This is a genomic window from Deltaproteobacteria bacterium (assembly GCA_016709225.1).
Lineage (GTDB): Bacteria > Myxococcota_A > Polyangia > Nannocystales > Nannocystaceae > Xiheibacterium > Xiheibacterium phototrophicum.
On sequence record JADJEE010000001.1, the window covers coordinates 966,745 to 989,796 of the forward strand.

Below are 23,052 nucleotides of genomic sequence, written 5' to 3' on the forward strand. Positions count from 1 at the left end.
GGGTCGACATTGGCGAGCGAGCTGCAGACCTTGGTCGGTTGGGTGCGTCCCTACGAGCTCGTGCGCGATGCGGTGGTGGTCGCCGCGCGCAGCCTGGCGTCCAGCGCCAAGGCCGTGCTGTTGTCGAGCGGCGAGGCGTTGCCGCTGCCGCTGCGCTTCGACGACGGCGCCGATGCCTGCAGCGACGAGCCGACCACGCGACGGATCCTCGTCGAGCCCGATGGTGATCCGCCCGCGGGCGAGAGCGATGGCAACCTCCGCGTTGTGCTGCTCGCGCAGGACGGCGACGAGCAGGGCCGGCGCACGGTTTGCTGGGACGGTGGGCCCGAGCGCCCGGACGAGCTCATCTCGGCGATCCGCGAGCTGGCGGGCCTCGACGCCGCCTGAGGGCGGGCTCGCCGGTGGCACCTCGCCTCGATCGGGCGCGGGTGACCCGTGACGGGCCGCTGCTGGCTCCACCGACGCCCGCGGGTCCCGCTCGAACGTCGCTCGAGGGCCGGTCGAGAGCCGGTCCCGCCCGCGTGGGGGACTGGCCAGCCCCGCACGATTGCTGCATGCTCTGTGGCACCTTGTCGAGCGAGCTGCAGTCGCTGCACGGATGGGTCACGCCCTACGCGCTCATGAAGGACGCCGTGATCCTGGCCGCGCGCAGCCTCGCGGGCAGCGTGAAGCTGGCGCTGCTCAAGAGCGGCCCTGCGTTGCCGATCCGCGTGCGCTTCGGTGAGGACGCCCCGGCCGACGCCGAGGAATCCACCACGCGACGGATCCTCGTGCGCCCCGAGGATGACGAGCACGTCAGCGTCGAGCTGCTCGAGCCCGGCACCGACGAAGTCGCGGCGCAGCGATCGATCCCGTGGGACGACGGTCGCGAGCGGCCGGAGGCGTTGATCCACGCCATCCGCGAGCTCGCCGGGCTCTGACGGCGCGCGGCGGACCGCCGCAGGCGATCGAAGACGTCGCAGGCGCGTGCGCGTGGACTCGCGCCATCGATCATCCCTTGGGTCGCCGTCGCGGCCACGTGGGCGTGGTACCCGTGCGCGATCGTGGGATAGGATTGCTGGTGCGGAGCGACGCGAGGATCGCGTGGCGGAGGAGGCCCGAAGCATGAGCACGTCGGAGGCAAAGGCGACTGCCAAGGTGCGTCCGTCGCGGGACGCCTCGCCGAGAGATCCGGTCGAGTACGTGTGGGCGTTTCGGCGAAGTCGAACTTGGCTTGCCGACGTCGGGGTTGCTCGGTTGCGCGGTTTCGAGGGCGAGGGGAGGGCGGTGGGTTTCGGCAGGTCTGCCGCCGGCGAGCCCATGGTCTTGCGGTATCGAGCGGACGCGCGGATCGATGTGCAAGAACCACTGCGCGATCGTTCTGAGACCATCGTGGATCTGCCGGAATGCCTCGGCTGGGGTGAACGTGTCGTGTCCTTCGCGACCGTGCTTCGGTGGCGACCGCAGAGCGGTGAAGTGGCGCTCGAGGTGTTCGACGACAACCGACGCGGCGAGGTGGTGTTGATCGAGCCTGGCCGAGGGGTCGTGGCGCGGTTCGAGCTGCCCGAGAGCCACACCGTGCTCGACTATTCGTATGAGACAGGGTTGATCGCGTTGAACGACCGTCGTGATTCACGACCGGTCCTGACCGAGATGGATGGGACCGTTCGAGCTCGCTCGCGACTTCGATGCGAGCACCTTCCGAGGCACGCCTTCTCTCCGAGCGGGGCTCTGATGATCTTCGAACTCGGCACCTGGGCATGCGTGTGGCGTTGGGCTGACGACCAGATGGTTTGGTCGGAGGACACCGTCCATGGTGCGGTCGGCTGGGGGCCGAGCGAGGTGCTGGCGTACGTTCGCGACGGGTATGCCGCCATGACCTGGGACCCGCAGTCGGACGAGCGGTCCACGCTGCTCGAGCTTCGGTCCATGCGAAGTGATCGCGCCAAGGCGCTGAGCCTCTGGCCGCCGACGGCTTCGGTGGACGGTCAGCAGATGCTGTTCTCGATGATGCCCTTCCGGCCGCTCGAGATGCCGGATCGGCCGCCCCAGGTGGTGGGCTTCCCGATGCTGGCGGCGATCGATCTCGCCCACGACGAACTCGCGCTCGTCACCGATGATCTCGGCAACTTGCTGGGATACTCGTACTGAGGAGGATGCGGCGTGAGCGTTGCGTTCGGCTACGACGGCGACGGGCTGCTGACGAGCGCGGGCGACGAGTCGCTGGTGCACGCGGGGAGCTCGGGCCTGCTGACGAGCGCGGCGGTCGGCGAGGTCGACGTGGCGTGGACGTACGACGCGTTGGGGTCGGTCGCGACCGCGGTGACGCGCTACGACGGTGACGAGGTCGCGAGCTTTGCGTACGAGCTCGACGAGCTCGGGCGGATCGTGACGGTGACCGAGACTGTGGATGGCGATGCACGGGTGACCGCGTACGCGTACGACGAGGCCGGGCGGCTGTCGTCGGTGGACGTCGACGCTGCGAACGTGGCGTCGTACGAGTACGACGGGAACGGCAACCGCATCGAGATCACGACGGTGGTCGGTGGGACGCCGACGGTGGCGTCGGCGAGCATCGACGCGCAGGACCGGCTGGTCGTGCAGGGCGACGTGGAGTTCGAGTACGCGGTGACGGGTGAGCTGCTCTCGCGCAGCGAGGATGTGCTGGGGCTTGTCGCGGTGACGCAGTACGAGCACGACGCGTTCGGACAGCTGGTGGCGGTGGAGCTGCCGGATGCGACGCTGGTCGAGTACGAGCTGGACGCGCGAGGGCGACGCGTGTCGCGGTCGGTCGACGGCGTGTTGCAGCAGCAGTGGCTGTACCGCAGCCAGCTGCAGGTCGTGGCGGAGCTGGACGGAGCGGGCGACGAGGTGTCGCGGTTCGTGTACGGCAGCCACGGCCACGTGCCGGACCTGGTGCTGCGTGACGGCAGCACGTACCGGCTGGTGGTCGATCACGTCGGCAGCGTGCGGCTGGTGGTGGACGTGGCGACCGGGGCGATCGCGCAGCGGCTGGACTATGCCGGTCCTGGGGGCCCGTGGGGCGAGGTGCTGCTCGACACGAACCCCGGGTTCCAGCCGTTCGGGTTCGCCGGCGGGCTGTACGACGCGGCGACGGGGTTGGTGCACTTCGGCGCGCGCGAGTACGACCCGAGCATCGGGCGGTGGATCTCGAAGGACCCGGTGGGGTTCGATGGGGGGACGAATCACTTCGCGTACTGCGAAGGGGATCCGGTGAACCTGGTGGATCCGAATGGGGAGAACCCGATCGGCGCGGCAGCTGCCGCGTGCGCAGCCAGTGCCTGGTGCGCGTCCCTGGTCGCGACAGGCGCGAGCTTGTTGTACGCGCAAGCGGTGTGCTTCGCGTCGGGGGCCTGCAAGCTTCCGCCGTTTCCGCGGTTCGACTTTGATCTTCGGCTGCCGGAGAGCTGCCGCCCGATCGCGGACAAGCTGCGTGATCGAGTGAGTCGAGTGTCGCCGTACCGGGAACCAGCGGAGCGGCCGGAACGCGAATGCTGGGTGAACTCGGACATTCCGAGTTGGGAGGCATGGGATTCCGAGCGGCAGAAGATCATCGAGTATTGCTCCTACAAATGCAATGATGGCCATGCCTACGCCGGATTATGTCCATGAGACGACCACCTGGTTGGGCCGTCATGGTCTCGATCTTCTGCCGCCCCAGGGCGGCGGCCGGCAGTTCCGCGAGGTTGTTCGTCCCCGAGCTCCCCAGCAAGATGTGGGACGCGCCGTCGCCGAGCTCGAGACCAACCGACGCTCCCGATCCAGCGGTGGAAACCACCCTCGCGCGGGCGCTGCTCCACTATCTGCGAGATGAGTTCGACGAGGCACTCGAGATGCTCGGTCGCCTCGATGCCGCGGTGGCGGGTGGTACGATACCGCCGATGCTCGTGGGGCGCTGCCGGGGGGAGGTTCTCTTGGTCGCGGGGCGAGCCCGGGCTTCGGCGGGATGTCTGCAGGCGGCCGAGAGCACGCTGTCGCGCTGTTGGCTCGCACGCGCGTATGTGGAGAGTGGTGAGGTCGCGGCCGCCGACGAGGTCTTCGCGAAGCTCGACGAGGGCGCGTCGCGGGACGAGTTGAACTTGCTGCAATATGCGTGGCACTCCGCGTTTGCGGGTGACTTCGAGCGCTGCGAGCGGCTGTTCGAGCAGCTGCTCAGGGATCGAAGGCTGGTTCGCCACACGCCGTACGAGCACTGGCGCGGCTATGCCATGACCGCGACGGGCCTCGCCGTCGACGGTGTAGGGGCGGAGCGTGCAGTAGGCTGGACGGCCGGATTGCTCGACCGCTTGAGAGCAAAGGCGACGGCGGGATGACGCCGCAGACCTCCGCCCCGTACTGTGCGACGTCTCGAGCGGTGTCCCGAGGAACTCGAATGAACGGCGGCGACGGGGTGGTTGCAGGAGCACCGCGGCGTGTGTGGGACTTCACGGCGATCGGCGAACGCCTTTTGGATCTGCGAGAGCCTGCCCGATCATTCGATGCAGCTGTGGTGCTACGAGCTGAAGCGAGCATCCGTACGCCCCGTGGCGATCTTGCGTTCGGGCGCGCACGTGACCGCGAGCGTCACCGGTGAGCTCGTCGCATGCAGCGGAGGCCATCACGTGCGGTTTGCGAGCGATGGCTCGATCCTCGCGCAGATCGCCGGAGAAGCGATGGCGTCGGTGTCCCCGGACGGTCGCATGACCGCAGCATTGTCCGACGCCGGGACCCTGGTGCTGCGGGAACATCCAGATCCGGCGAGCTCAGAACTCCGCCTGGTCGTACGAGTGCCGGGCGAGCTGAGCGAGGTTCCCGGCTTGTGGCAGACACCTGCGTGGTCGCAGGACTCTCGGCTTCTCGCTGTGACGCTGCAACGGCGGCGCGACGTGGTTGGCTGCCTGGTTGACGTCGAGCGCGGCCACGTCTGCGCTGCCCCGCGCGCATTCTGGCGCTACCCGGCGTGGGAACCGCTGGGTGGCGTCGATCGAGGTGGCGCGTGACGGGACGGGGACGACGCGCTTTCGCATCGCGCGGAGACCCGATGACGTCGCCGAAACGCCGACCTCGATCGCGGGCAGCCTCGCCGCAACTCGTGGCGTGGTTCGTCGAGATGGTGCCGCTCCACGGAGCGCTGGAACAGTACGCGAGCTCCAGGGCTGAGATCGGGCGGGGACCGGGACGCCGTGCCGAGGGCGCGGATGAACGCGATGCGCGGCGCATCGAGGCGGCCCTCCAGCGAGGTCTCGCCGAGATGAGCAAGGGCCGACGCGATGCCGCGCTTCGCTGGTACCGACGCGCCGAGGCGCTATGCCGCACGAGCGGCACGCCTGCGCAGCTCGCAGAGATCCTCGAGTACATCGCTGCCGTCAGGCTTTCGCGCGAGCCGTTGTCGGCCGAGGCCGAGTTGCTGGCGGCCAAGGCGGCGTGGGATTCGTGCCCGGCCAGGACGCGCAAGCCGCTTTATCACGCAGCGCTGGGCTGGCTTCTGCTCCGCGAAGGGCGGTGGCGGTCGAGCGGAGCAACCTTCCGGGCGGGCTGCGAGATCCTCTCGGGGGCCGCTGGGTTCGGCTTGATGGCGCAGACGTGCCGGCTGGGCGCCGCGGTCAGCCAGTTGGCGCTCGGCGACGACGAACGCGTGCTCGAGACGCTGTGTCGCTCCGAGCATTCGGCTCGTCCGGAACACGATCCCGCACAATGGTGCGCGGCGAGTTGCGCCCGCGCCCAGGCGCTCATCGGCCTCGGCCGACCCCACGAGGCCCGTGCTGTCAGGGCATCGATCCTCCGGCGTGCTCGCGCGGATCCCAGCGTGCGACTCGAGCTGCTGCAGACCCTGGCCTGCGAAGCGGTGGTCGAGGGCTCGCGCCGCCGCGCCAACACCCTCATTCGCGAGGGCCTGGCGTCGGCGCTTGCAGCCGCGACGGGAGGCGGCCCGAGAAACGCACTCGACTTCATGGTTGCGGTCGCAGCGGCCGCGCAGGGCTCGGTCCGAGCAGGCGAGGCGCGTCGATGGCTCAGCCTTGCCGAGTCGGCACTGCCGAGGATCCTGCGATTCGAGGTCCTCTGTGCACGCGCCTCGCTCGCGGCCGCCGCGAGTGACGACGACGAGGTCGTGCGGATCGGCTGCCGCGTCGCAGAGCTGCCGGTCCCCGAAGTCGCTCGCTTCGATGCGGCGAGGATCTTCGGATTGGCAGGGAACGCAGAGCTCGCCCGCCGGCGCGCGACCGCGGCGGAGCGCTTCTTCGAGCGATGCCGCGAGAACTTTGCAGCGCTCGGATACCCGAACGGGGTCGGCGACGCCTGGCAGGGACTCGCCGCCGCCGCACACTTGGAAGGCAACGCGACGCGCGAGCGGGCGTGCCTCGAGCAGGCGCTGGCGGTGTATGCCGAGCGCGACCCACGGAGGACGGCGCTGGCTCGACGGCTCCGCGCGCGCAGGCGCCCAAGCGGTGGCTGAGGCGACCTGCGAGTCCTGGCCGGCGGCGGTGACCGGACGAACGCGACGGTGGGTCGCTCGAGCGGAGGTTCGGCGTGGCCGGGCTCATCGACAGCGGCGCGATCGCGGTTGCGCGAGCCGGGGCACCGGACGGCTCCCGTGTCGGGCAGGGGCCGCAGCGAGTCGGCGTGCTAACCTGGTCGCAGGATGGTCCGCTCGTGCTGAGCGAAGCGAGGAGCGCGTCGGGGTCGGAGCGTGACGTACGCGTGCTGCGAATGCGTGTTCGGAGAGCACGCCCACAGGCGGGGCGGCGTAGCTGCCGAGGCCGTGCGGGTATGCAACGTCGCAACGTCACAACCCGCGCGGAGGCGCGTGTCCGATGAAGCGACCCCCGACCGATGCGACGTTGATCCGGATCTTCCGACATCCGCGAACCAGCGAGGCGCTCGGCCTGCATCGTTGGATCACCGAGCTGCCCGAACGCTTCTGGGCGCATGTCGACGCTCCGCGCTCCAAACTCCCACCCCGCGAGATCGATGCCGATCTGGAGCGGGCCATCGCCCGCGCCGCAGTCGCACTCGCCCAGGAGCGCTACCTCGACGCGCTGGCACTGCTCGACGATCTCGATGCCGGAGTCGGTCCGACGCAGATCCACCCGGTGGAGCTGGCATGGAGTCGCGCGGAGGTGCTGATGGCGAGCGGCCGGCCTGCGGACGCGGTCGCTGCGCTCGACGGCAGTCGCGGCGTGCTGCCGCGCTGCTGGCTGGCGACTGCACAGGCGGAGGCGGGCAAGATCGACTGCTCCGATGTGACCTGGGCGGAGCTCGAGCTCGAGCTCGTGGAGGAGACCGACACGTCGAACATCTGGCGCTTGCAGGTCGCCTGGTTCGCGGCGTTCGTCGGTGACTTCGATCGTGCCGATCGGATGTTCGACCAGGTGATGCAGTCGCCCGTGGCGTCGCGGATGGCGACCGCACCCAATGGCGATTTGGTCGGCCTCGCGCGGAGCGCTGCCTGGCTGGCGCGTGAGGGCCCGATGCCCGAGGCGGGCCGCTCGTGGGGCGCCGAGCTCGAGCGTCGATGTCGTGCACAGCGGGCATTGCGTTCCCTGTGACCGTCGCGATGAGCGATCTGCATCGAGCGCAAGACATCGATGCGAGTCAACCTTGGAGCCGTCCGCAGATCCTGCTTCGATCCACGCGTTGGTTGCAAAAGCGTGGGGCCGCGCGAGCTGCCCAGCCTGGGTATCGTTGGCCGTGACCATCTCGATCACCGCGCACCCAGACGCCGGGCAGCGCCATCGCGTGCTGCACGTCGCGCATGGGGCCCTGGTCGCCGGGCGACTGCGGCAGCTCGGCTACCGGCATGTCCACGCCCTGCGCGACAACCTCGCTGTGGGCCCGGTCGCCGTCGAGGTCGCGCGAACATCCGAGCTGCGGCGCGCGTATTGGGCTTCGCGAGGCTTCGACGCGAGCGTCCTCGACGACTGCGTCGATGATCTCGCTTGCCTCGACGCGCCGGCGCGCGCGAAGGTCCTGTGGGCGGCCGCGAGTTGGCCGGCGCGCCTGGCTTGTTGGCGACTGCTTCATGCGATCGCAATCGGCGAGCGCGGGTCGCCGTGGCGCTTCGCCAGGTGGGCGAAGTCCGAGCGCAGTGAAGCCGAAGCGTCCGCCTACGAACACCTCGGTCGTGATCGGGTCCGCGCACAGCTGCGCGCGGCGGTGGCGGTCGGCGCCAATCGGCTCGAGGCGGCCGCACGCCTGTGGACCGCCTACGCGAGCCCGACCCCAGAGGCCGTCGCCACGTTGCCGTGGCAGGACTTCGCCGCATTTCCCGCTGCGCGGGCGAGCTTCGGTGCCTATGCCGACGCGTTGCCTCGCAGGGGGCGCTCGCCTGGGGTTGTGCTCGTGTCCCGCAACGACGAGTTGCTGCTCTCGGCGGTGTCGAGCGCGACGTGGCAGCGCCCCGTCGACGTATTGCGCGCGCACGGCGAGTCGTCCGCGCTGCTCGGGCTGATGACCCGCTACGGCGATGACTTCATCATCGCGCGGTGGCATGCGTTTGCGGCCAGCTCATGTGGCGCGTTGGCGCTGCGGCCCGTCGCGGGCATCAACCCATGGACCGACTGCGAGCTGCGACGGACCCGCGCCGGCGAAGCGCTGCTCGCCGACGGTACCCGCGACCCGACCGAGCTTCCGGCGCTGCACGTCGGCGGCGCGGTCGCGTACCGCGAGCCGTTGTGGTTCTGCGGCACGACCTCGGATGGCACGTGGTCGCTCGAGCCCGCGTGAACGTCTGAACGCCCGGCTCGATGCACTGCCGCGGCACGCGTGTCACATCGTCGCCCGACCCGGCTCCACCGCGCCGTGATCCACATCGACGAGCACGGACGACCCAAGACCTGTTCCGGCGGCGGCCCTGTCGTCGTGCTGCCCGCCGAGGTTGCGGCGCAGTGGTTCGGCACGCGGCCATCTCCGGGCGCGGTGGTGCCCCCCGGTTGGACGTGGGGCGACTCCGGCGGGCCCACGTGCGACTACGACCGCGCCTGCGACGTGAGCCCGATCGAGCGCACCGAGTACGGCGGCTTCGGCTGGCTCGACGTGGGTGGACGCCCCGCGCTCGTGCTCGACGCCGAGGTCACGACGGTCTTCGTGGCCGATGGCGAGGGCGGCTACATCGTGCGCAACTCGGTCGGCGAGGATGCGAGCGAGCGCCCGACGGATGTCGATGACGCGCGGTGGCACAGCTTCGGGCACGCGACGATCGAGCTCGCCGACGGGCGGCTGTTCATGTTCGACTCGGCGTACCCCGGCGCAGCCGATCCGGCGGCGATCGACGCGGATGATGGGGTGGGGGTGATCGAGCTCGGCGCGGGCACGTGGGCGGTGACGTTCGCGACGAGCGATGGCGGCGTGGACTTCGTGCGCTTTCGCCGGGCCTAGAGGCCCTGTCGGAGCGACGTTGTCCGCGTGCGGTCGCGGGTGGTACCAAGCGAGTCGATGCATCGCGAGGTCGCCCTGCTTGCACTCCTCGGTATCGCTGCCACGCTCGGTTGCGCAGCCGACCCCACGTCGTCGAGCGCGGACGCGTCGTCGTCGGGCGCAATCGACAGCACCAGTGACGGCGCCGACGCGTCGTCGGCCACGACCACCGCCGGCGTGGGCGACACGACCGCGTCGTCGACGGGCACCACCGACGACACCGCGGACGCCACGACGACGCAGGGCGTGCCCGACGACTGCCCGCCGCCGCCGGCCGAGCTCATGCGGTGGTCGGTGGGCGACGCGGCCGATGCCGACGCCACACCCGCGGGTCCTGCGTTGATCCTCATGGGCGGCGGGCCCGATGTCGACGCGGCCTTCACGTGGTGGCAATCGTGGGTCGACGGCGGTGACGTGGTCGTGCTGCGGGCGAGCGGTGCCGACGGCTACAATGACTATCTGTTCGCCGACATCGGCGGCGTCGACTCGGTCGAGACCCTGTTGGTCGACACCGAGGCACTCGCCGACGACCCCTATGTCGTGTGCCGCGTCGCCCAGGCCGAGGCGGTGTTCATGGCCGGTGGCGATCAGGCGCGGTACATGACGCTGTGGAAGGACCGCGGCCTCGCCGAGGCGGTGATGACCGCGTGGGATCGCGGCGCCGTCGTCGGGGGGACCAGCGCTGGGTTGGCCGTGCTCGGCGAGTTCGTGTTCGCCGCGTACAACGACACGGTCGACACCGACGAGGCGCTCGCCGATCCGTACAACCGCTACATGACGATGGATCGCGGCATGTTCGGCCTTGCGCCGCTCGGCGGCGTCATCACCGACAGCCACTTCCACGAGCGCGATCGCATGGGCCGGCTGGTCGGGTTCCTCGCGCGCATCGTGCAGGATGGCTGGGCCGACGACGTGCTCGGGCTCGGCGTCGACGAGGGCACCGCGCTGCTGGTCGGCCCCGACGGCACCGGCACCGTGGTCGGTGATGGATCCGTCTACGCGGTGCGCTCGAACGGGACGCCGCAGGTGTGCGCGCCGGGCGAGCCGCTGGCCTATGCGGATCTCGAGCGCGTGCGACTGGTCGCGGGGGATACGATCGCGCTGCCAGGGGGTGAGACGGAGGTGGCCGGCGAGTTGCTGTCGGCGGCGGACGGTGGGCTGATGCCGGCGGATCCGTACTGAGTGGGCGACGCGATCGAGGGCCCCCGCCGGCCCCGCTGCGTCCGGCCCCAAGTCGGGCAGTCGCGGGCGCGCGAACTGGGCCGGCGCGGCCCCAAGTCGGGCAGGGGCTGCAATCCCCACCTCGGGCGCGAGCGCGTCGATGCGCGCCGCGCTCGCTTGGCACGCGCGTTGTACTGCCATGCGTCGAGAGAGGTGACGATGCAGCCACGCACGCAGCAGCAGCCCCTTGTGTCGCGAGGTGCCGCGCATGGCCGGTGACACGCGGCTGTTCCTGGCGTTCTTCGGTGGTCGCGAGCCGGCGCCGTCGATCGACCGCAGCAACCGCATGGACCGCGCCATCGTGACGGCCTATGCCGTCGCCGTGAACTCGCTGGGCGGCTACGTGCAGGACGGCGAGCAGGCCTTCACGATGACCCGCGAGGACGCCTACGCCCGCGGTCTCATCGACGAGCGCCCGCGGGCCAGCATCGCGAAGGAGGTGATCGAGATCTGGCGCGCCGGCACCGTGATGTACCCGCGGGTATCGAACAACACCTGGGTCTCGGCCTCGCCGACGTTCGCCCGCGCGATCGAGTTCGCGGTGACCTACGCGCGCCACCAGGACGCCCGCATCGGCGAGCTGTTGCTGCTCGACCACGGCGCCACCGGTGCCGATGGCAGCTTCATCGGCATGACCTTCGGGCCCGACTTCCTCTCGCCCGACACGTTGTTCTCGCAGGGCCACGCCGCCGCGCTCGAACGCCTGCGGCCCCACGTGGATGCGACCACCGTGCTCACGCTCGCGGGCTGTCAGGTCGCCTCGAACGAGACCGGTCGACGGCTGCTACGGCTCATCGCCGGCATCCTCGGCGTGCGCACGCAGGGCTTCGTCGAGGATCAGTACGTCTCGGCCCTGCGGCCGGGCATCGAGGGCCAGACGCTGTCGTGCAACGCGGCCGCCTGCGGGCCGAGCACCGTGACGCCGTTCGCATCGACGATCTACGGCTCGCCCCAGCCCTACGGCAACATCGATCCCGGCTGGGAGTAGCGCCGCGTACGAGGGTCATGCCCCGCGCGGCGTCGGGCGTGCGCGCCTTCGGCCGTGGGTGTCTTCGGCCGTGTAGGTGGGAATTCGCGGCCGCAGCGGGAAATCGAGATCGTCTGGCCGCGCCGCGCATCGGCCCCCTCGATGCAGCGAAATCCGAGCGTCCGTACGATCCTCCACGCCACCTTCGTCGCCTTGGTCCCGACCACCAGCGCCTGCCAGGCAGGGGCGGCAGGTTCGACCAGCGACGGCACGACCGCCGTCGACAGCAGCACGACCGCGGTCGGCGAGGACGACGGCACGACCGCGAACTCCGGCGCGCACGAGTCCGGCGACGGCAGCACCGGATCGAGCACGACCGCGACCACCGAGGCAACGCAGGGCGGCAGCGACGACGGCAGTGGCACCACCGCGGCGGCGGACACTGGACCCGCGGACGACTCGAGCTCCGGCGAGCCCGCCAACGATTGCAGCAACCCCGAGGCCCCGTGCGCGCTCGAGCTGGGCCTCACCGCCACCGCCGGCGGCGGCGTCGATCGGTACTACACCTACGTCGTGGGCGCCGGCGACGAGCACGTCGAGTTCACCTGCCCGGCGTTCGGCTACGCCTCGTGGCTCGACGCGCCGTGGGCATTCGGCTGCAACGCGCGCGGGCCATGCTGCCTGGGCGACGGGGCCAACACCTGCGACAAGCCGCTCGCGCAGGTCGGTCTCGCGCTCGGCCCCGGCGACACCGCGTACGTCTTCGTCACCGCCGACGCGCCCTACGAGCTCACGATCACCGGTGGCTGACGCCGGCGCAGCGCCGCCAAGTCGGCGCTTCGAGGCCGTCGACGGCATTTTCGCGGCGATCGGCAATCGCGACCCGACCCCGCGCATCGGACCCTGGCGATGAAACGCCTCGCCCTGTGTGCCGCTGGCCTGACCGCCCTCGTCTCGACCAGCTGCCGTCACCCCGACGACGGCATCTCCCGCGAACGCGCGGGCGAGCTCGTGGTCGAGCAGCTCGTCGTCGACGGCGACCCGACGCTCGTGTTCTCGCACCCCGAGCCGCTGTCGCCGGCATCGAGCGTGGTGGTCGGATCGCCCGAGCGGCACGGCGCCCGCACCACGATCGCGATCGAGTCCGACGCTTGGTTCTTCTGGATCGACGACGAGCCGGGGGCGCGCTTCGACCACCCGACGCGGTACGTGCTGGTCGACAGGGCCAGCGGCGAGCTCACCGTGCACGACGCGAAGTGGTGGCCCATCCTCGACGGCGCGCCACTGTGGACCGACGCCGACGACTACTGGGACGCCGACGCGTGGGTCTGGGCATCGGCGCCGGGGCGCCGGGGGGCGCTGGGCGGCAGCGCGCCGAGCTTCGGCGGGGCGTGCCAGCCCGGCTTCGGCACCGCGCTGGTGTACAACGGCTTCGAGGCCGGGCAGAGCGGCGAGGAGGACTTTGCGTTCGACGCCGCGAACATGGGCGAGACCCTCGCCGGCCTCGGATTCGACGTCACGCAGGGCACCCCGACCGGCGCCGCGGGTGACATCGACGCCGCAGGGCTCGACGATTGGTTCACGCGCAAGGCCCAGGAGCTGGGGCCGGGCGACAACCTCGTCGTGTACATCACTGGCCACGGCATCGACGTGACCGAGAAATTCGTGGGCACGCTCGGCCACGGTGAGGCCGGCGGGATCTACTCCGCCGACCTCGCCAAGCAGCTGGCGAAGTTCGACCCCGGCGTCGAGATCATCGTGATCGTCGACGCGTGTCACTCGGAGTCGATGCTGCTCGACCTCGAGTGCGTCGCGGATCTCGGGCTCTCCGCGGCGAGATCCGATCAGTCGTCGTACGGCGACCTCGATGACCGGCTGCTGAACCTCTTCGGCGGTGGCGACGACGATCCCGACGACCAGGGCGGCGAGTTCACCAGCGCGCTCGCACGTTCGCTGCGCGAGATCGTCGCGGACCCCGGCGAGTTCGCGCGCCTCGAGACGGTGGCACAGCAGCAGGGCGGGAGCTTCATGGGTGCGCTCGTCGCAGAGGCCACGCTGCGCGAGCGCATGTACGACCTCGCGTACCAGCGCGGCTGGTCCGAGGCGCAGCTGCGCGACGGCGCCGTGAAGACGCGGCCGACCACGGGCGATCCGACGCCGCCCATGTGCGCTGGCGATCCCGGCGGCACCGATACCGATGGCACCACCTCCGGCGACACCGACCCGGCCAGCTGCGACGACGCCGACCTGCAACACATCGCCGCCACGCTCGGGGACGCGCTGGGGGTCGACGTGACCGACGCGGTCTGCTCGGGCGGGCAGGCGTTGCCGGCGGGCAACTCGACCCAGCACTCCAACGGCAAGACCACCAGCGACGCCACCGAAGAGGTCGACTGGATCGACCGCGGATCGATCCTCGGGGTCCAGCTCGATGGCGACGTGCCCTGCGGTGCCGGCGACGGTGCCACGGTGCTGTGCACCGCGACGTCGCTGCCCATCACGGGTACCGCCGCGATCTTCTACGGTCGCGTCGCCGCACCGATCGACGTCGACGACCTCGAGTTCGACCATCAGTACGGCTTCGTGTTCGACACCGACGGCGATGCGAGCAACGACTACGTGCCCGGGCCGCAGTACCCCGCGGACTTCTTCGCTGGCACCGATCTGTGGCTGTACACGGTGCATGTGGCCGGCGACGGGTGGACCACGTGGGCCGCGAGTGCGGCGGCCGGCTTCGCGACCGTGCCGTCGAGCGAGCGCATCGTCATCGCCGGCGACGTCGTCGCGCTGGTGGTCGACGAGGACGAGATCCACGGTGACGCCGCGAGCTGGCGCGTGACCGCGTTCCGCCACCTCGGGGACTACGGCGCCGCGATGCCGTGGAGCGGCGACGTGGTGCCACCCGTGGGCGATCCGCTGAGCCCACTGCCGTGATGCCCGGTTGCACGACCCACGCCGGGGTGATGCGGCGGGCCCGGACGCGACCCACGATCCGCCGCCGCCCGAGCTGCTACCCTGGGGCGGTGGACGATGCGGCGCTCGTGCACGCATGGCGCAGTGGCGACGCCTCGGCTGGCGAGCGCCTGGTCGAGCGCCACTTCCCCGCGGTGTACGGCTTCTTCCGTCACAAGGTCGGCGGCGACGTCGAGGACCTCGTGCAGCGCACGTTCCTGCGCTGCGTCGAGGCCCGCGACGCCTTCCGCGGCGAGTCGAGCTTCCGCACCTACCTGTTTGCGATCGCGCGCAACGAGCTGTTTGGCCACTGGCGCCGGCGCGGACTCGACGTCGATCCGGACGCCACCGCCAGCGGGGTGCTCGACGCGGTGGTTGGTCCCGCCAGCGCGATCGATGCCCGCCGCGAGCACCGATTGCTGGTCCGAGCGCTGCGTGGGCTGCCGCTCGACGATCAGATCGCGCTCGAGCTGATGTACTTCGAGGAACTCACGGGGGCCGAGATCGCCGTCGTGCTCGGCGTGCCCGAGGGCACCGCGCGGACCCGGCTGCGCCGCGCCCGGCTCGCGCTCGAGCGGAGCCTCGCCGCGCTCGACGCCGCGGGCGAGGGCCTGCGCGTCACCACCGACGACATCGAGCGCTGGGCCGGTGCGATGCGCGACGCGATGCGCCAGGAGCGAGCGGCGCGGCGATGAGCGACACGCGGACCGAGGTCGACCCCGAGCGCAGTGGGAGTGGTCCGGTCCTGTCGCTCGAGGCCGCGCGCGTGCTCGCGCGGGTGAAGGCAGGGCTCTTCGCCCGCCACGACGACGTGACCGTCGACCGCTTCGTGCTGCTGCGGCGGCTCGGCGCCGGCGGCATGGGCGAGGTGCTGCTCGCCTACGACCCCGAGCTCGACCGCAAGGTCGCGATCAAGCTGATGCACCGCGAGCTGGGCGAGGCCAACGGCGACGCTGGCCTGCTCCGCGAGGCGCGGGCGGCCGCCCGCCTGCAGCACCCCAACGTCGTGACGATCTTCGATGTCGGTCGCGCCGGCGATCGGTTGTTCGTCGCGATGGAGTACGTCGAGGGCCGCACGCTGCGGGCGTGGTTGCGCGAGCAGCCGCGCGGCCGCAGCGAGATCCTGCTGGCGTTCGAGCAGGCCGGCCGCGGCCTCGTGGCGGCCCACGACGCAGGACTCGTGCACCGCGACTTCAAGCCCGACAACGTGCTCGTCGGCGCCGATGGTCGCGTGCGCGTGGCCGACTTCGGGATCGCGAGCCTCGTCGCGTCGTCCGACCCGTCGGGGAGCCGCACGGCCACCGCGGCGGTGGTCGGGACGCCGCGCTACATGGCGCCCGAACAGTACGAGGGCGCCGAGGTCGACCCGCGCGCCGACCAGTTCGCGTTCTGCGTGAGCCTGTGGGAGGCGTTGGTGGGGGCGGCGCCGTTCGTCGCCGCCAGCGCCGCCGATCTGGCCGCGAAGCTCGCCGACGGCGAGCTCGCCTCGCCGCCGCGCTCGCTGCCGCGGCCGCTCGCGCGAGCGCTCGTGCGTGGGTTGAGCGTCGATCCGCAGCGCCGCTTCGCGGACATGCGCGAGCTGCTCGACGCACTCGCGCACGTCCGCACGGCGCCGCGGCGACGCGCGGCGGTGCTCGGGATCGCGGGTGCGGTCGTGCTCGGCGGCCTCGCGGCGCGTCAGCTCGCGCCGGCGCGCACCGACTGCACCGACCCGGAGCTGCCGCCGCTGTTCGCGAGCGAGGCCGGCTGGGCGCAACGGCTCGCGCGCGAGGGGGACAGCGAGGCCAACGCCCGCGCTGCGATGGCGGCGTTGCAGGTGTTCGAGGATCGCTGGCGCGAGAGCGCCCAGCGGGCGTGCGAGGCCACCCACGTGCGGGGCGAGCGATCGACCGCCATTCTCGACGCTCGCATGGCCTGTCTGACGCGGCTGCATCGGCGCGCCCGCGTGCTGGTCGACATGCTCGCGACGGTCGATCACGCCGGCGCGTGGCGGGCCATCGACGCCGCCGTCGAGCTGCCGCCGCCGGCCCACTGCCTCGACCTCGAGGGTGAGGCGGCCGCCGATGCGCCGTGCACGATCGAGCTCGACGCGCGGGTCGACGAGGCCACGACGCTGCGCGAGCTCGGCCGCGCCGCGGAGGCGCTCGAGGCCGCACGCACGGCCGTCGTGATCGCGCGCGAGTGTAGCCCGTCGACGCGTCTCGCCGAGGCGCGGACGCTCGCGGCATCGCTCGCCGCCGACACCCAGATCGCGGACGCCGACGACGAGCTGCGACGGGCGGCGACCGGGGCCATCGCCGACGACGCGCCGGTCGCGATGGCCCAGGCCGCCGCGCGGCTGGCTGCCCTCGAGGGCGCCGAGCGCGGCCGACCGGCCGAGGCGCGGGCGTGGATCGAAATCGCCGACGCCGCTGCGCAACGCACGGGCGACGACATCCTCGTCACCGACGTCATGGTCGCCAAGGCCCGCCTCGAGCTCGAGGCCGGCGCGCTCGAGGACGCGTCCGCGCTGGCGGACGGCGCGTGGTCGCGTCGCCGTCGCGAGTTCGGCGACGAGCATCCCCAGGTCGCACGCGTGCTCAGCCTGCGTGCGTGGGTCGAGCAGTATCGACGCCGCTGGGACGAGGCCGCGGCGTTGCACGGGGAGGCAGCCGCGATCCTCGGCCGCTGGTACCCCCCGGACCATCCGGTGTTCGCCGCGAACCTCGGCGCGCTGGCGGTCATCGCCGCCGCGCGTGGCGACGTCGTCGCTGCGGAGGGCGGCCACCGCCGCGCCATCGCGTTGCTCGAGCGCGCGCGCGGGCCGAGCCACCGCGACGTCGGCGTGCCGCTGACCAACCTCGCGAACCTGCTCGCACAGACCGGCCGACCCGAGGAGGCGATCGTCCTCGCCGATCGGATCGAGGCCATCGCGGGCACCGACCACAGTGCGCGTCTGCTCGACGCGGCCGTGGTCGTCCGCGGCGTCGCGCTGGCCGAGAGCGGCCGCCTCGCCGACGCCGAGGTCGCGTGGCGGCGCGTGCTCGAGCTGCGCGCGGTGGCCTACGGCCCCGACGATCCCGCCACCGCGCTCGCCCACCACAGCCTGTGTCGCGTGCTCACGATGGAAGCCCAGTTCGACGGCGCACTCGAGCACTGCCGCCGCGCCATCGCGATCGAGGAGTTCACCTTCGGCGCTTCCCACCCCAGTCTGGTCGACGGTCTCGAGCTGCTCGCAGAGGCCGCGCACGGGGCCGAGCGATTGCCCGAGGCGATCGCGGCCCTCGAACGCGCCGCCGCGCTCGGCGACGACGCCGACACCGTCGCGGCACTGCGGGCCCGGGCCGAGCAGTGGCGCCGCGACCCGCCCGGCGCCGGGCCGTGACGGGCACCCCCAAGTGCTCAGCGCAGCGACTGCGACCCGTCGATCCGCCGCAGCCGCAGCGGGATCGCGTTGGGGCCCGGCAGCAGATCCAGCACCCGCCGCGATCGCACGTGGCCGGGGGCGCGCAGCTCCACCTCCACCCGCAGGCCGTGTTCGACCGGCAGCGGCGGCAGCTCGCGCGCGAGCATCCACGTCCGCGACAGGTTCGCGGGACAGGCATCGATGCAGCGCAGCACCAGGTCGGTGGGTGCGTTCTCGAAGGTGACCGCGGCTGGACGCGGGCGGGCCTGCAGCGACAGCACACGGCCGTCGGCGCAGTCGGTCAAGCGCACGCGCAGGCCGCCGGTGTAGCGGGGCCCGACCAGACGCACGACCACGTCGTCGACCGCGAGCTTCACCTCGAGTGCGCCGCGATCGAGCCGTACCTCGCCGCCGGTCACCTCGAGGTGATGGTGCGTGCGCGCGGGCACCGGCAGCCCGCTGACCGTGATGGTGCACGGCTGCGACAGCCACGCGAGCAGGAGCGACGACAAGCCGAGCATGGGGACCTCGTAGGCAAGGCCGCCATCATCGCAGCTTCGTCGCTGCGCTCGCGCACCACGCCGCAAGGCCGCGTGCGCGGGCGCCTGCGGCGTGGGGAAAGCTGCTATGGTCCGGGCAGGTTCCTCGCCGCCGCGTCCCAGATCCATGTCGGCCCGTGCCACGCAACCGGTTGAGGCGACCGTCGGTCCGCAGTTCGAGCGCCAGGTCGGGACCATGGCGCTGTCGCAGCTCGACGGCACCGGTGCGCTCGCGCTGATGCGCGCGGTGTCGTGGCACAACTCGCTCGCGCGACTGGGCTTCGCGGTGCCGCTGGTCGTCGTGCACGATCTCGGCTGTCTGATCGCCGGCCTCGGTCGACCCGCGGCGCAGCTGCGCGGCCTCGGCGACGCCGACATCAGCGACGGCTGGCGACGGCTGTTGGTCGAGCTCGGCGAGTCGGAGCTCGCGCGCACCCAGGCCGGCTGGAAGCACCGCGATCCCATGGTCGGTGTGGTGTTGGCGCGGGTGCTCGCCAGCATCATCCCGCAGCTGCCCGAGGACGTGCGGGTGCTGCGGGCCTCGCCGCTGCCGGTCGACGTCGTGCACTACACCCGCATCGAGCCCGGCACCGCCTACAACCGCTACGATCAGTCGGTCGCGCTGGCGTGGCTGTCGACGCTGGCGACCCATCGCCTGCTGCCGCTGTTGGAGATCGAGCAGATCGACCTCGATGCGCTGCGCCTCCTGGGCCTGTTCCGCGGCGGCGACGCGCTGCCCGGGGTCGATCTCGCCGACCTCTACAACGTGATCATGAGTCCGTCGCTGGCCGACGTGGTCGACTTCTCGATGGAGCTGCTGCCGTCGATCCTCGAGGTTCGCCGCGAGGCCGGTCAGCAGAGCTTCAGCATCGACGGCTACGCGGCGCTCGAGCGCCGCGGCAATCTCGACGACCTCGTGCTCACGCAGCTGGCGTACGACAACGACGTCTTCGAGCAGAAGCTGGTCGACAGCGAGCTGTTCTACTTCACCCACGAAAAGCAGCTCGAGAGCGAGCGCCGCACCCATCAGGTGCTGGTCGATGGCAGCGCATCGATGCGGGGCGTTCGCGAGGTCTTCGCCCGCGGGCTCGCACTCGCACTGTGCAAGCGACTGGCGCTGCTGGGCGAGGACGTCACGCTGCGCTTCTTCGACTCGCGGCTGTACGAGGGCGTGAAGGTGCAGGCCACCGGCAGCGCCGAGGTGCCCTACGCGCTGCAGTTCAGGGCCGAGCGGGGCCGCAACTACGCGCGGGTCATCCGCCAGCTCAACGCCGAGCTCAACACCCCGCGGCGGGCCGCCGCGCACACGCTGGTGTATCTGCTGACCCACGGCGAGTGCCAGCTGCCGCCCGACGAGGTCGCGCTGCTGAGCGCGCGCGCGCCGATCTATGGCGTGTTCATCCTGCCCAGCGGTCCGCTCGAGCTGCCGTACCTCGACAGCCTCCACCGCGTGCATGTGATCGACGCCGACGCCATCAGCCACGGCCGTCGGGCTCACCGCGCGCGGCAGATCATCGACGACGTCCAGAGCGACCTCGACGCCCGCCGCAGCGGCAAGCCGGCGGCGGCGCGGCGCGGCACCAAGTCGCAGCGCGTGCCCGAGCGGAGGCGGCGACCGTGATCGACACCGCGGTGCTGTGGGTCCGCGCCGAGGCCAACATGCGCGCCGGTCGCTACGCCGACGCGTTGGTGCATCTGCGGCACCTGGTCGAGGTCGTCGATCGCATCGACTTCGAGTACGAGGAGTGGTTGCGCGCCATGGCCGAGTGCCTGCGCGTGCTCGGCCACGGCCGCGAGGCGATGGCGTGTGCGGCCTACCTGCGGGCGACCGAGGAGCCGCCGGCCGAGCTGCTCGCGCACGAGGCCGTGCGGGTGCAGACCGGTGATCCCGAGGCGCTGCGGGGCGTGCGGCTGATGGGCATCTACCTCGCGCGCGCCGGCCATGCCCGCGCGGCCGCGGACTGGTTCGGGCTCGGCGAGATGCCGGTGCATCGTGCGATCGAGCTCGAGCGCGCCGGCGACGACGCGGTGGCGGCGACGCTGTGGCAGGACATCACTGCCCGCGATGAGCTGCACGAGCGGCCCTACGAGTCGGCGCTGGCCAAGATCAACTACGGCCTGTGCCTGCTGCGGCTCGGCCACGAGCGCTCGCAGGCCGCGCTGGCCAGCGCGACCACGGCGGTCGAAGAGGTCGCCGATCTGTTCGAGACCGAGGGGCTGCGCGAGCGCGCGTTCGATTGCTACCAGCTCATCGCGCGCATCGGCAGCGAGACCCAGGCGTTCGAGAACGTCGCCGAGGGCTACCTCAACAGCGTACGGATCCTGCGGGACGACGGCCTCAAGCTCGATGCGCTGCGGCTGCACGAGGCCTTCGTCAGCATCGCGCGCCGCTCGGGCGAGTGGCATGCCGCCGCCGGCATCCTGCGCGAGGCTGCCGACTACTGCACCCGCGCGGGCATGCCCTACGGCGACGACCTGCGCCTGCGCAGCGCCGAGGCGTGGCTCAAGGCCGGCGTCGAGGCGCAGTCGGCCGGCCACCCCATGCAGATCGTCGAGAATGCGTACCTCGCCGCCGCCGAGGCGTTCGCGTCGGTGCGGGCCTTCAAGCAGGTGCTCGAGGTCTACCGCCGGCTGCTGCAGCTCGAGCTGTCGGGCCGCGCACGCGAGCGCTATCGCCGGCTGTGTGATCGCCTCGGCAACGATCTGCAGGACGCGCCGCGGCCGGTGCCGGTGCCCGAGTTCCTCAAGCAGCTGCCCGAGTACGAGGAGGTCTGGTACGTCGACCTCGCCGAGTGGGAGCTCGAGGGCGACCCCGCGCTCATCGCCGCCGGCGTGATGGCCGATCGCCGCTTCCCCGACTTCGTGCGTCGGCATGCGCTGCTGCTGGTGCTCGAGCTCGAGCGTCGCGGCAGCGCGGTCGCGCCGGTCGACGTCGCGCGACGGCTCGAGGCGATTCGCGCGTACCCGGTCATCGCCGCGCTCGAGGCGTTGTTCGACCACGGCGACGTGCCGATCCGCCGCGCGGTCGCCGAGGCGATGGGCAAGCTCCGTTTCAAGCGTAGCTTCACGCTCATCGGCCGCGCGCTGCGGGACGACGAGCCCGAGGTCCGCGAGGCCGCTGCGACCGCGACCGCGCAGCTGGTGTTCCCCCACGCCTTCGAGCCGCTGCGGCGCATCTTCGCGGCCCGCGACCTGCCCGACGGCGACAATGCCCGTCGTGCCGCGCTCAAGGCGATCGGCAAGATCAACACCGTCGAGGCGCTCGAGTTCCTCTGCGATCGCCTGCGCGAGGGCGATCGCAACTTCGTCGAGCCCGCCGCGCACCTGCTCGGCGAGCTCACCAACGCCGAGCTGCTGCCGTACCTGCGGCACCAGATCGAGCTGGTGCCGGTGGCGTATCGCGCCGCGCTGGAGGACACCGCGCGTCGGCTCGAGCGGCGCCTGCGGTAGCGACGCCCTTAGCCCATCCAGTACGTCAGGCCCAGCGTCAGCATGTGCACGCGGGGCATCTGCGCGCCGAAGCTGCCGATCAGCGCCTGGTAGCCCATCGAGAGCCCGATGCCGTGCCAGAAGCGGCGCGCGTCATCGAGGGAGACCAAGCCGAGGTCGAGGCGCACGCGGGGTCCGTGCGGCGCGACATTGCGGGCCGGCTGCACCGCGACGCCGCTGCCGGCGGTCGACTGCAGCTCGACGCTCGCACGCTGGTTGACCACGCCGTAGTAGAAGTCGTAGCCGGCCCGCAGGTCGAGGAAGCCGCGGCCGAGCAGCGCGAGCCGTCCGAGCCCAACGGTGGGGCCGATGCCGAGCAGCGCGTTGATCTCGACGTTGCCGCTCGGCGCTGCGACGTAGCGACCACCCCACACCGACGCCGTCGCGGCGTAGCCGAAGCGGTTCCAGCTCTGGCCGACGTCGACGGTGGCGCCACCGAAGCGACCGCCGGCGGAGTCCTGACCGCCGGCGTTGGCGAACAGTAGCCGTGCGACGACGTTGAGCCGCCCGACGTCGCGGGCCGGGCGGAAGCGGGGCGCGTAGGCCTTCGTGATGGCCTCGTTGGGCGTCAGCGCCTCCTCCTCGCTCGGGGCCGCGGTGGCCGGCGTCGCCGCGGCTGCGGGGGTCGTGGCCGCGGCCGACGGTGGCGTCGCGACGCTTGGCGCGTCGAGGCTGTCGGCGGCCAGGCCCGCCGCTGTGGGAGGCGCCGGCTCGGCTGGCGGGGCCTCGGTCGGCGCCGGGGCGCTCGCGTCGGGCACGGTCGCGGTGGCGGCGGGATCACTCGGCGTGGGTGCAGGGGCCGGCGCGGGCTCGGGGCCCGGCGCTGGCGGCTCGGCGACCGTCACCGACGCCGCCGGCGGTGGGATCTCGGCCGGCGCCGAAGCGCGGGCCCGCGCCCAGGCGTCGGCAGAGACTGCGCAGAGCGTGAGCCCGATCGCGACGGGGAGGGACCGCGCCGCGACACCGAACCTGGGGTATGCACCGGACATCGCGACTAGGCTAGCGCTGCCATCGCGGCTCGGCGAGCCAGCCAGACTCGATTTCCTCGCCGACCTCGCGGCTGCCGACGCCCTGCCAACCGAGTTGTCGCTGTCATCACTCTGTCA

The 23,052-nt window shown here is 71.8% G+C and carries 20 protein-coding genes; 18 read left to right on the forward strand and 2 right to left on the reverse strand.

Annotation, left to right across the window (positions count from 1 at the left end; genetic code table 11):
• Positions 1-9: 9 nt before the first annotated feature.
• From IPH07_04065 to IPH07_04140, 16 genes are all read left to right on the forward strand, one after another.
• Positions 10-387, forward strand: coding sequence for a hypothetical protein (locus tag IPH07_04065; protein ID MBK6916557.1), 378 nt, complete (start codon positions 10-12; stop codon positions 385-387).
• 167 nt (positions 388-554) lie between these two features.
• Positions 555-920 carry a hypothetical protein gene (locus IPH07_04070; GenBank protein MBK6916558.1) on the forward strand — a complete coding sequence of 122 codons (366 nt, stop codon included), beginning with the start codon at positions 555-557 and terminating at the stop codon, positions 918-920.
• 184 nt (positions 921-1,104) lie between these two features.
• Positions 1,105-2,130 (forward strand): hypothetical protein, encoded by a 1,026-nt coding sequence (locus IPH07_04075; GenBank protein MBK6916559.1) that lies wholly within the window; start codon positions 1,105-1,107, stop codon positions 2,128-2,130.
• 12 nt (positions 2,131-2,142) lie between these two features.
• Positions 2,143-3,612: an RHS repeat-associated core domain-containing protein gene (locus IPH07_04080; protein MBK6916560.1), complete on the forward strand. Its 1,470-nt coding sequence runs from the start codon at positions 2,143-2,145 to the stop codon at positions 3,610-3,612.
• A 23-nt stretch (positions 3,613-3,635) separates the two neighbouring features.
• Complete coding sequence (locus IPH07_04085) at positions 3,636-4,313, forward strand: hypothetical protein (GenBank protein ID MBK6916561.1); 678 nt, start codon at positions 3,636-3,638, stop codon at positions 4,311-4,313.
• A 165-nt stretch (positions 4,314-4,478) separates the two neighbouring features.
• On the forward strand, positions 4,479-4,979 hold the full coding sequence (locus IPH07_04090; protein MBK6916562.1) for a hypothetical protein: 501 nt from the start codon (positions 4,479-4,481) through the stop codon (positions 4,977-4,979).
• A 92-nt stretch (positions 4,980-5,071) separates the two neighbouring features.
• Positions 5,072-6,433, forward strand: a complete 1,362-nt coding sequence (locus tag IPH07_04095) for a hypothetical protein (GenBank protein MBK6916563.1) — start codon at positions 5,072-5,074, stop codon at positions 6,431-6,433.
• A gap of 358 nt (positions 6,434-6,791) precedes the next feature.
• Positions 6,792-7,526, forward strand: a complete 735-nt coding sequence (locus tag IPH07_04100; protein ID MBK6916564.1) for a hypothetical protein — start codon at positions 6,792-6,794, stop codon at positions 7,524-7,526.
• Positions 7,527-7,668: 142 nt separating this feature from the next.
• Entirely contained in the window at positions 7,669-8,703 is a 1,035-nt protein-coding gene (locus IPH07_04105; protein MBK6916565.1) for a hypothetical protein, read from the forward strand.
• A 75-nt stretch (positions 8,704-8,778) separates the two neighbouring features.
• Entirely contained in the window at positions 8,779-9,354 is a 576-nt protein-coding gene (locus tag IPH07_04110) for a hypothetical protein (GenBank protein ID MBK6916566.1), read from the forward strand.
• Between the two features lie 57 nt (positions 9,355-9,411).
• A complete protein-coding gene (locus IPH07_04115) occupies positions 9,412-10,575 on the forward strand; it encodes a cyanophycinase (protein MBK6916567.1) in 1,164 nt (387 codons plus the stop codon).
• 247 nt (positions 10,576-10,822) lie between these two features.
• On the forward strand, positions 10,823-11,602 hold the full coding sequence (locus IPH07_04120; protein MBK6916568.1) for a hypothetical protein: 780 nt from the start codon (positions 10,823-10,825) through the stop codon (positions 11,600-11,602).
• Between the two features lie 141 nt (positions 11,603-11,743).
• Entirely contained in the window at positions 11,744-12,391 is a 648-nt protein-coding gene (locus tag IPH07_04125) for a hypothetical protein (GenBank protein ID MBK6916569.1), read from the forward strand.
• Positions 12,392-12,490: 99 nt separating this feature from the next.
• The gene (locus tag IPH07_04130) at positions 12,491-14,515 is read left to right on the forward strand and encodes a caspase family protein (GenBank protein ID MBK6916570.1); all 2,025 of its coding nucleotides are present in this window, start codon (positions 12,491-12,493) and stop codon (positions 14,513-14,515) included.
• Positions 14,516-14,604: 89 nt separating this feature from the next.
• Positions 14,605-15,228, forward strand: a complete 624-nt coding sequence (locus tag IPH07_04135; protein ID MBK6916571.1) for a sigma-70 family RNA polymerase sigma factor — start codon at positions 14,605-14,607, stop codon at positions 15,226-15,228.
• Positions 15,225-17,897 (forward strand): serine/threonine protein kinase, encoded by a 2,673-nt coding sequence (locus IPH07_04140; GenBank protein MBK6916572.1) that lies wholly within the window; start codon positions 15,225-15,227, stop codon positions 17,895-17,897. Before IPH07_04135 ends, IPH07_04140 begins: the two co-directional genes overlap by 4 nt.
• Before the next feature lie 17 nt (positions 17,898-17,914).
• On the opposite strand, the gene IPH07_04145 is transcribed toward IPH07_04140, so the two are convergent.
• Positions 17,915-18,439 carry a hypothetical protein gene (locus IPH07_04145; GenBank protein ID MBK6916573.1) on the reverse strand — a complete coding sequence of 175 codons (525 nt, stop codon included), beginning with the start codon at positions 18,437-18,439 and terminating at the stop codon, positions 17,915-17,917.
• Positions 18,440-18,653: 214 nt separating this feature from the next.
• Here IPH07_04145 and IPH07_04150 point away from each other — a divergent pair, with 214 nt between their 5' ends.
• A complete protein-coding gene (locus IPH07_04150; GenBank protein ID MBK6916574.1) occupies positions 18,654-20,078 on the forward strand; it encodes a hypothetical protein in 1,425 nt (474 codons plus the stop codon).
• Positions 20,075-21,907: a HEAT repeat domain-containing protein gene (locus IPH07_04155; protein ID MBK6916575.1), complete on the forward strand. Its 1,833-nt coding sequence runs from the start codon at positions 20,075-20,077 to the stop codon at positions 21,905-21,907. The genes IPH07_04150 and IPH07_04155 overlap by 4 nt, the downstream gene beginning before the upstream one ends.
• 8 nt (positions 21,908-21,915) lie before the next feature.
• Here IPH07_04155 and IPH07_04160 read toward each other — a convergent pair whose 3' ends face one another.
• Positions 21,916-22,935, reverse strand: a complete 1,020-nt coding sequence (locus tag IPH07_04160) for a hypothetical protein (GenBank protein MBK6916576.1) — start codon at positions 22,933-22,935, stop codon at positions 21,916-21,918.
• Between the last annotated feature and the right edge of the window lie 117 nt (positions 22,936-23,052).

Bases quoted from the DNA above. Each gene is read 5' to 3' on its own strand.
- IPH07_04070 (MBK6916558.1), top strand. From the start codon at position 555: ATGCTCTGTGGCACCTTGTCGAGCGAGCTGCAGTCGCTGCACGGATGG.
- IPH07_04075 (MBK6916559.1), top strand. From the start codon at position 1,105: ATGAGCACGTCGGAGGCAAAGGCGACTGCCAAGGTGCGTCCGTCGCGG.
- IPH07_04085 (MBK6916561.1), top strand. From the start codon at position 3,636: ATGGTCTCGATCTTCTGCCGCCCCAGGGCGGCGGCCGGCAGTTCCGCG.
- IPH07_04090 (MBK6916562.1), top strand. From the start codon at position 4,479: ATGCAGCTGTGGTGCTACGAGCTGAAGCGAGCATCCGTACGCCCCGTG.
- IPH07_04100 (MBK6916564.1), top strand. From the start codon at position 6,792: ATGAAGCGACCCCCGACCGATGCGACGTTGATCCGGATCTTCCGACAT.
- IPH07_04115 (MBK6916567.1), top strand. From the start codon at position 9,412: ATGCATCGCGAGGTCGCCCTGCTTGCACTCCTCGGTATCGCTGCCACG.
- IPH07_04120 (MBK6916568.1), top strand. From the start codon at position 10,823: ATGGCCGGTGACACGCGGCTGTTCCTGGCGTTCTTCGGTGGTCGCGAG.
- IPH07_04125 (MBK6916569.1), top strand. From the start codon at position 11,744: ATGCAGCGAAATCCGAGCGTCCGTACGATCCTCCACGCCACCTTCGTC.
- IPH07_04130 (MBK6916570.1), top strand. From the start codon at position 12,491: ATGAAACGCCTCGCCCTGTGTGCCGCTGGCCTGACCGCCCTCGTCTCG.
- IPH07_04140 (MBK6916572.1), top strand. From the start codon at position 15,225: ATGAGCGACACGCGGACCGAGGTCGACCCCGAGCGCAGTGGGAGTGGT.
- IPH07_04145 (MBK6916573.1), bottom strand. From the start codon at position 18,439: ATGCTCGGCTTGTCGTCGCTCCTGCTCGCGTGGCTGTCGCAGCCGTGC.
- IPH07_04150 (MBK6916574.1), top strand. From the start codon at position 18,654: ATGGCGCTGTCGCAGCTCGACGGCACCGGTGCGCTCGCGCTGATGCGC.
- IPH07_04160 (MBK6916576.1), bottom strand. From the start codon at position 22,935: ATGTCCGGTGCATACCCCAGGTTCGGTGTCGCGGCGCGGTCCCTCCCC.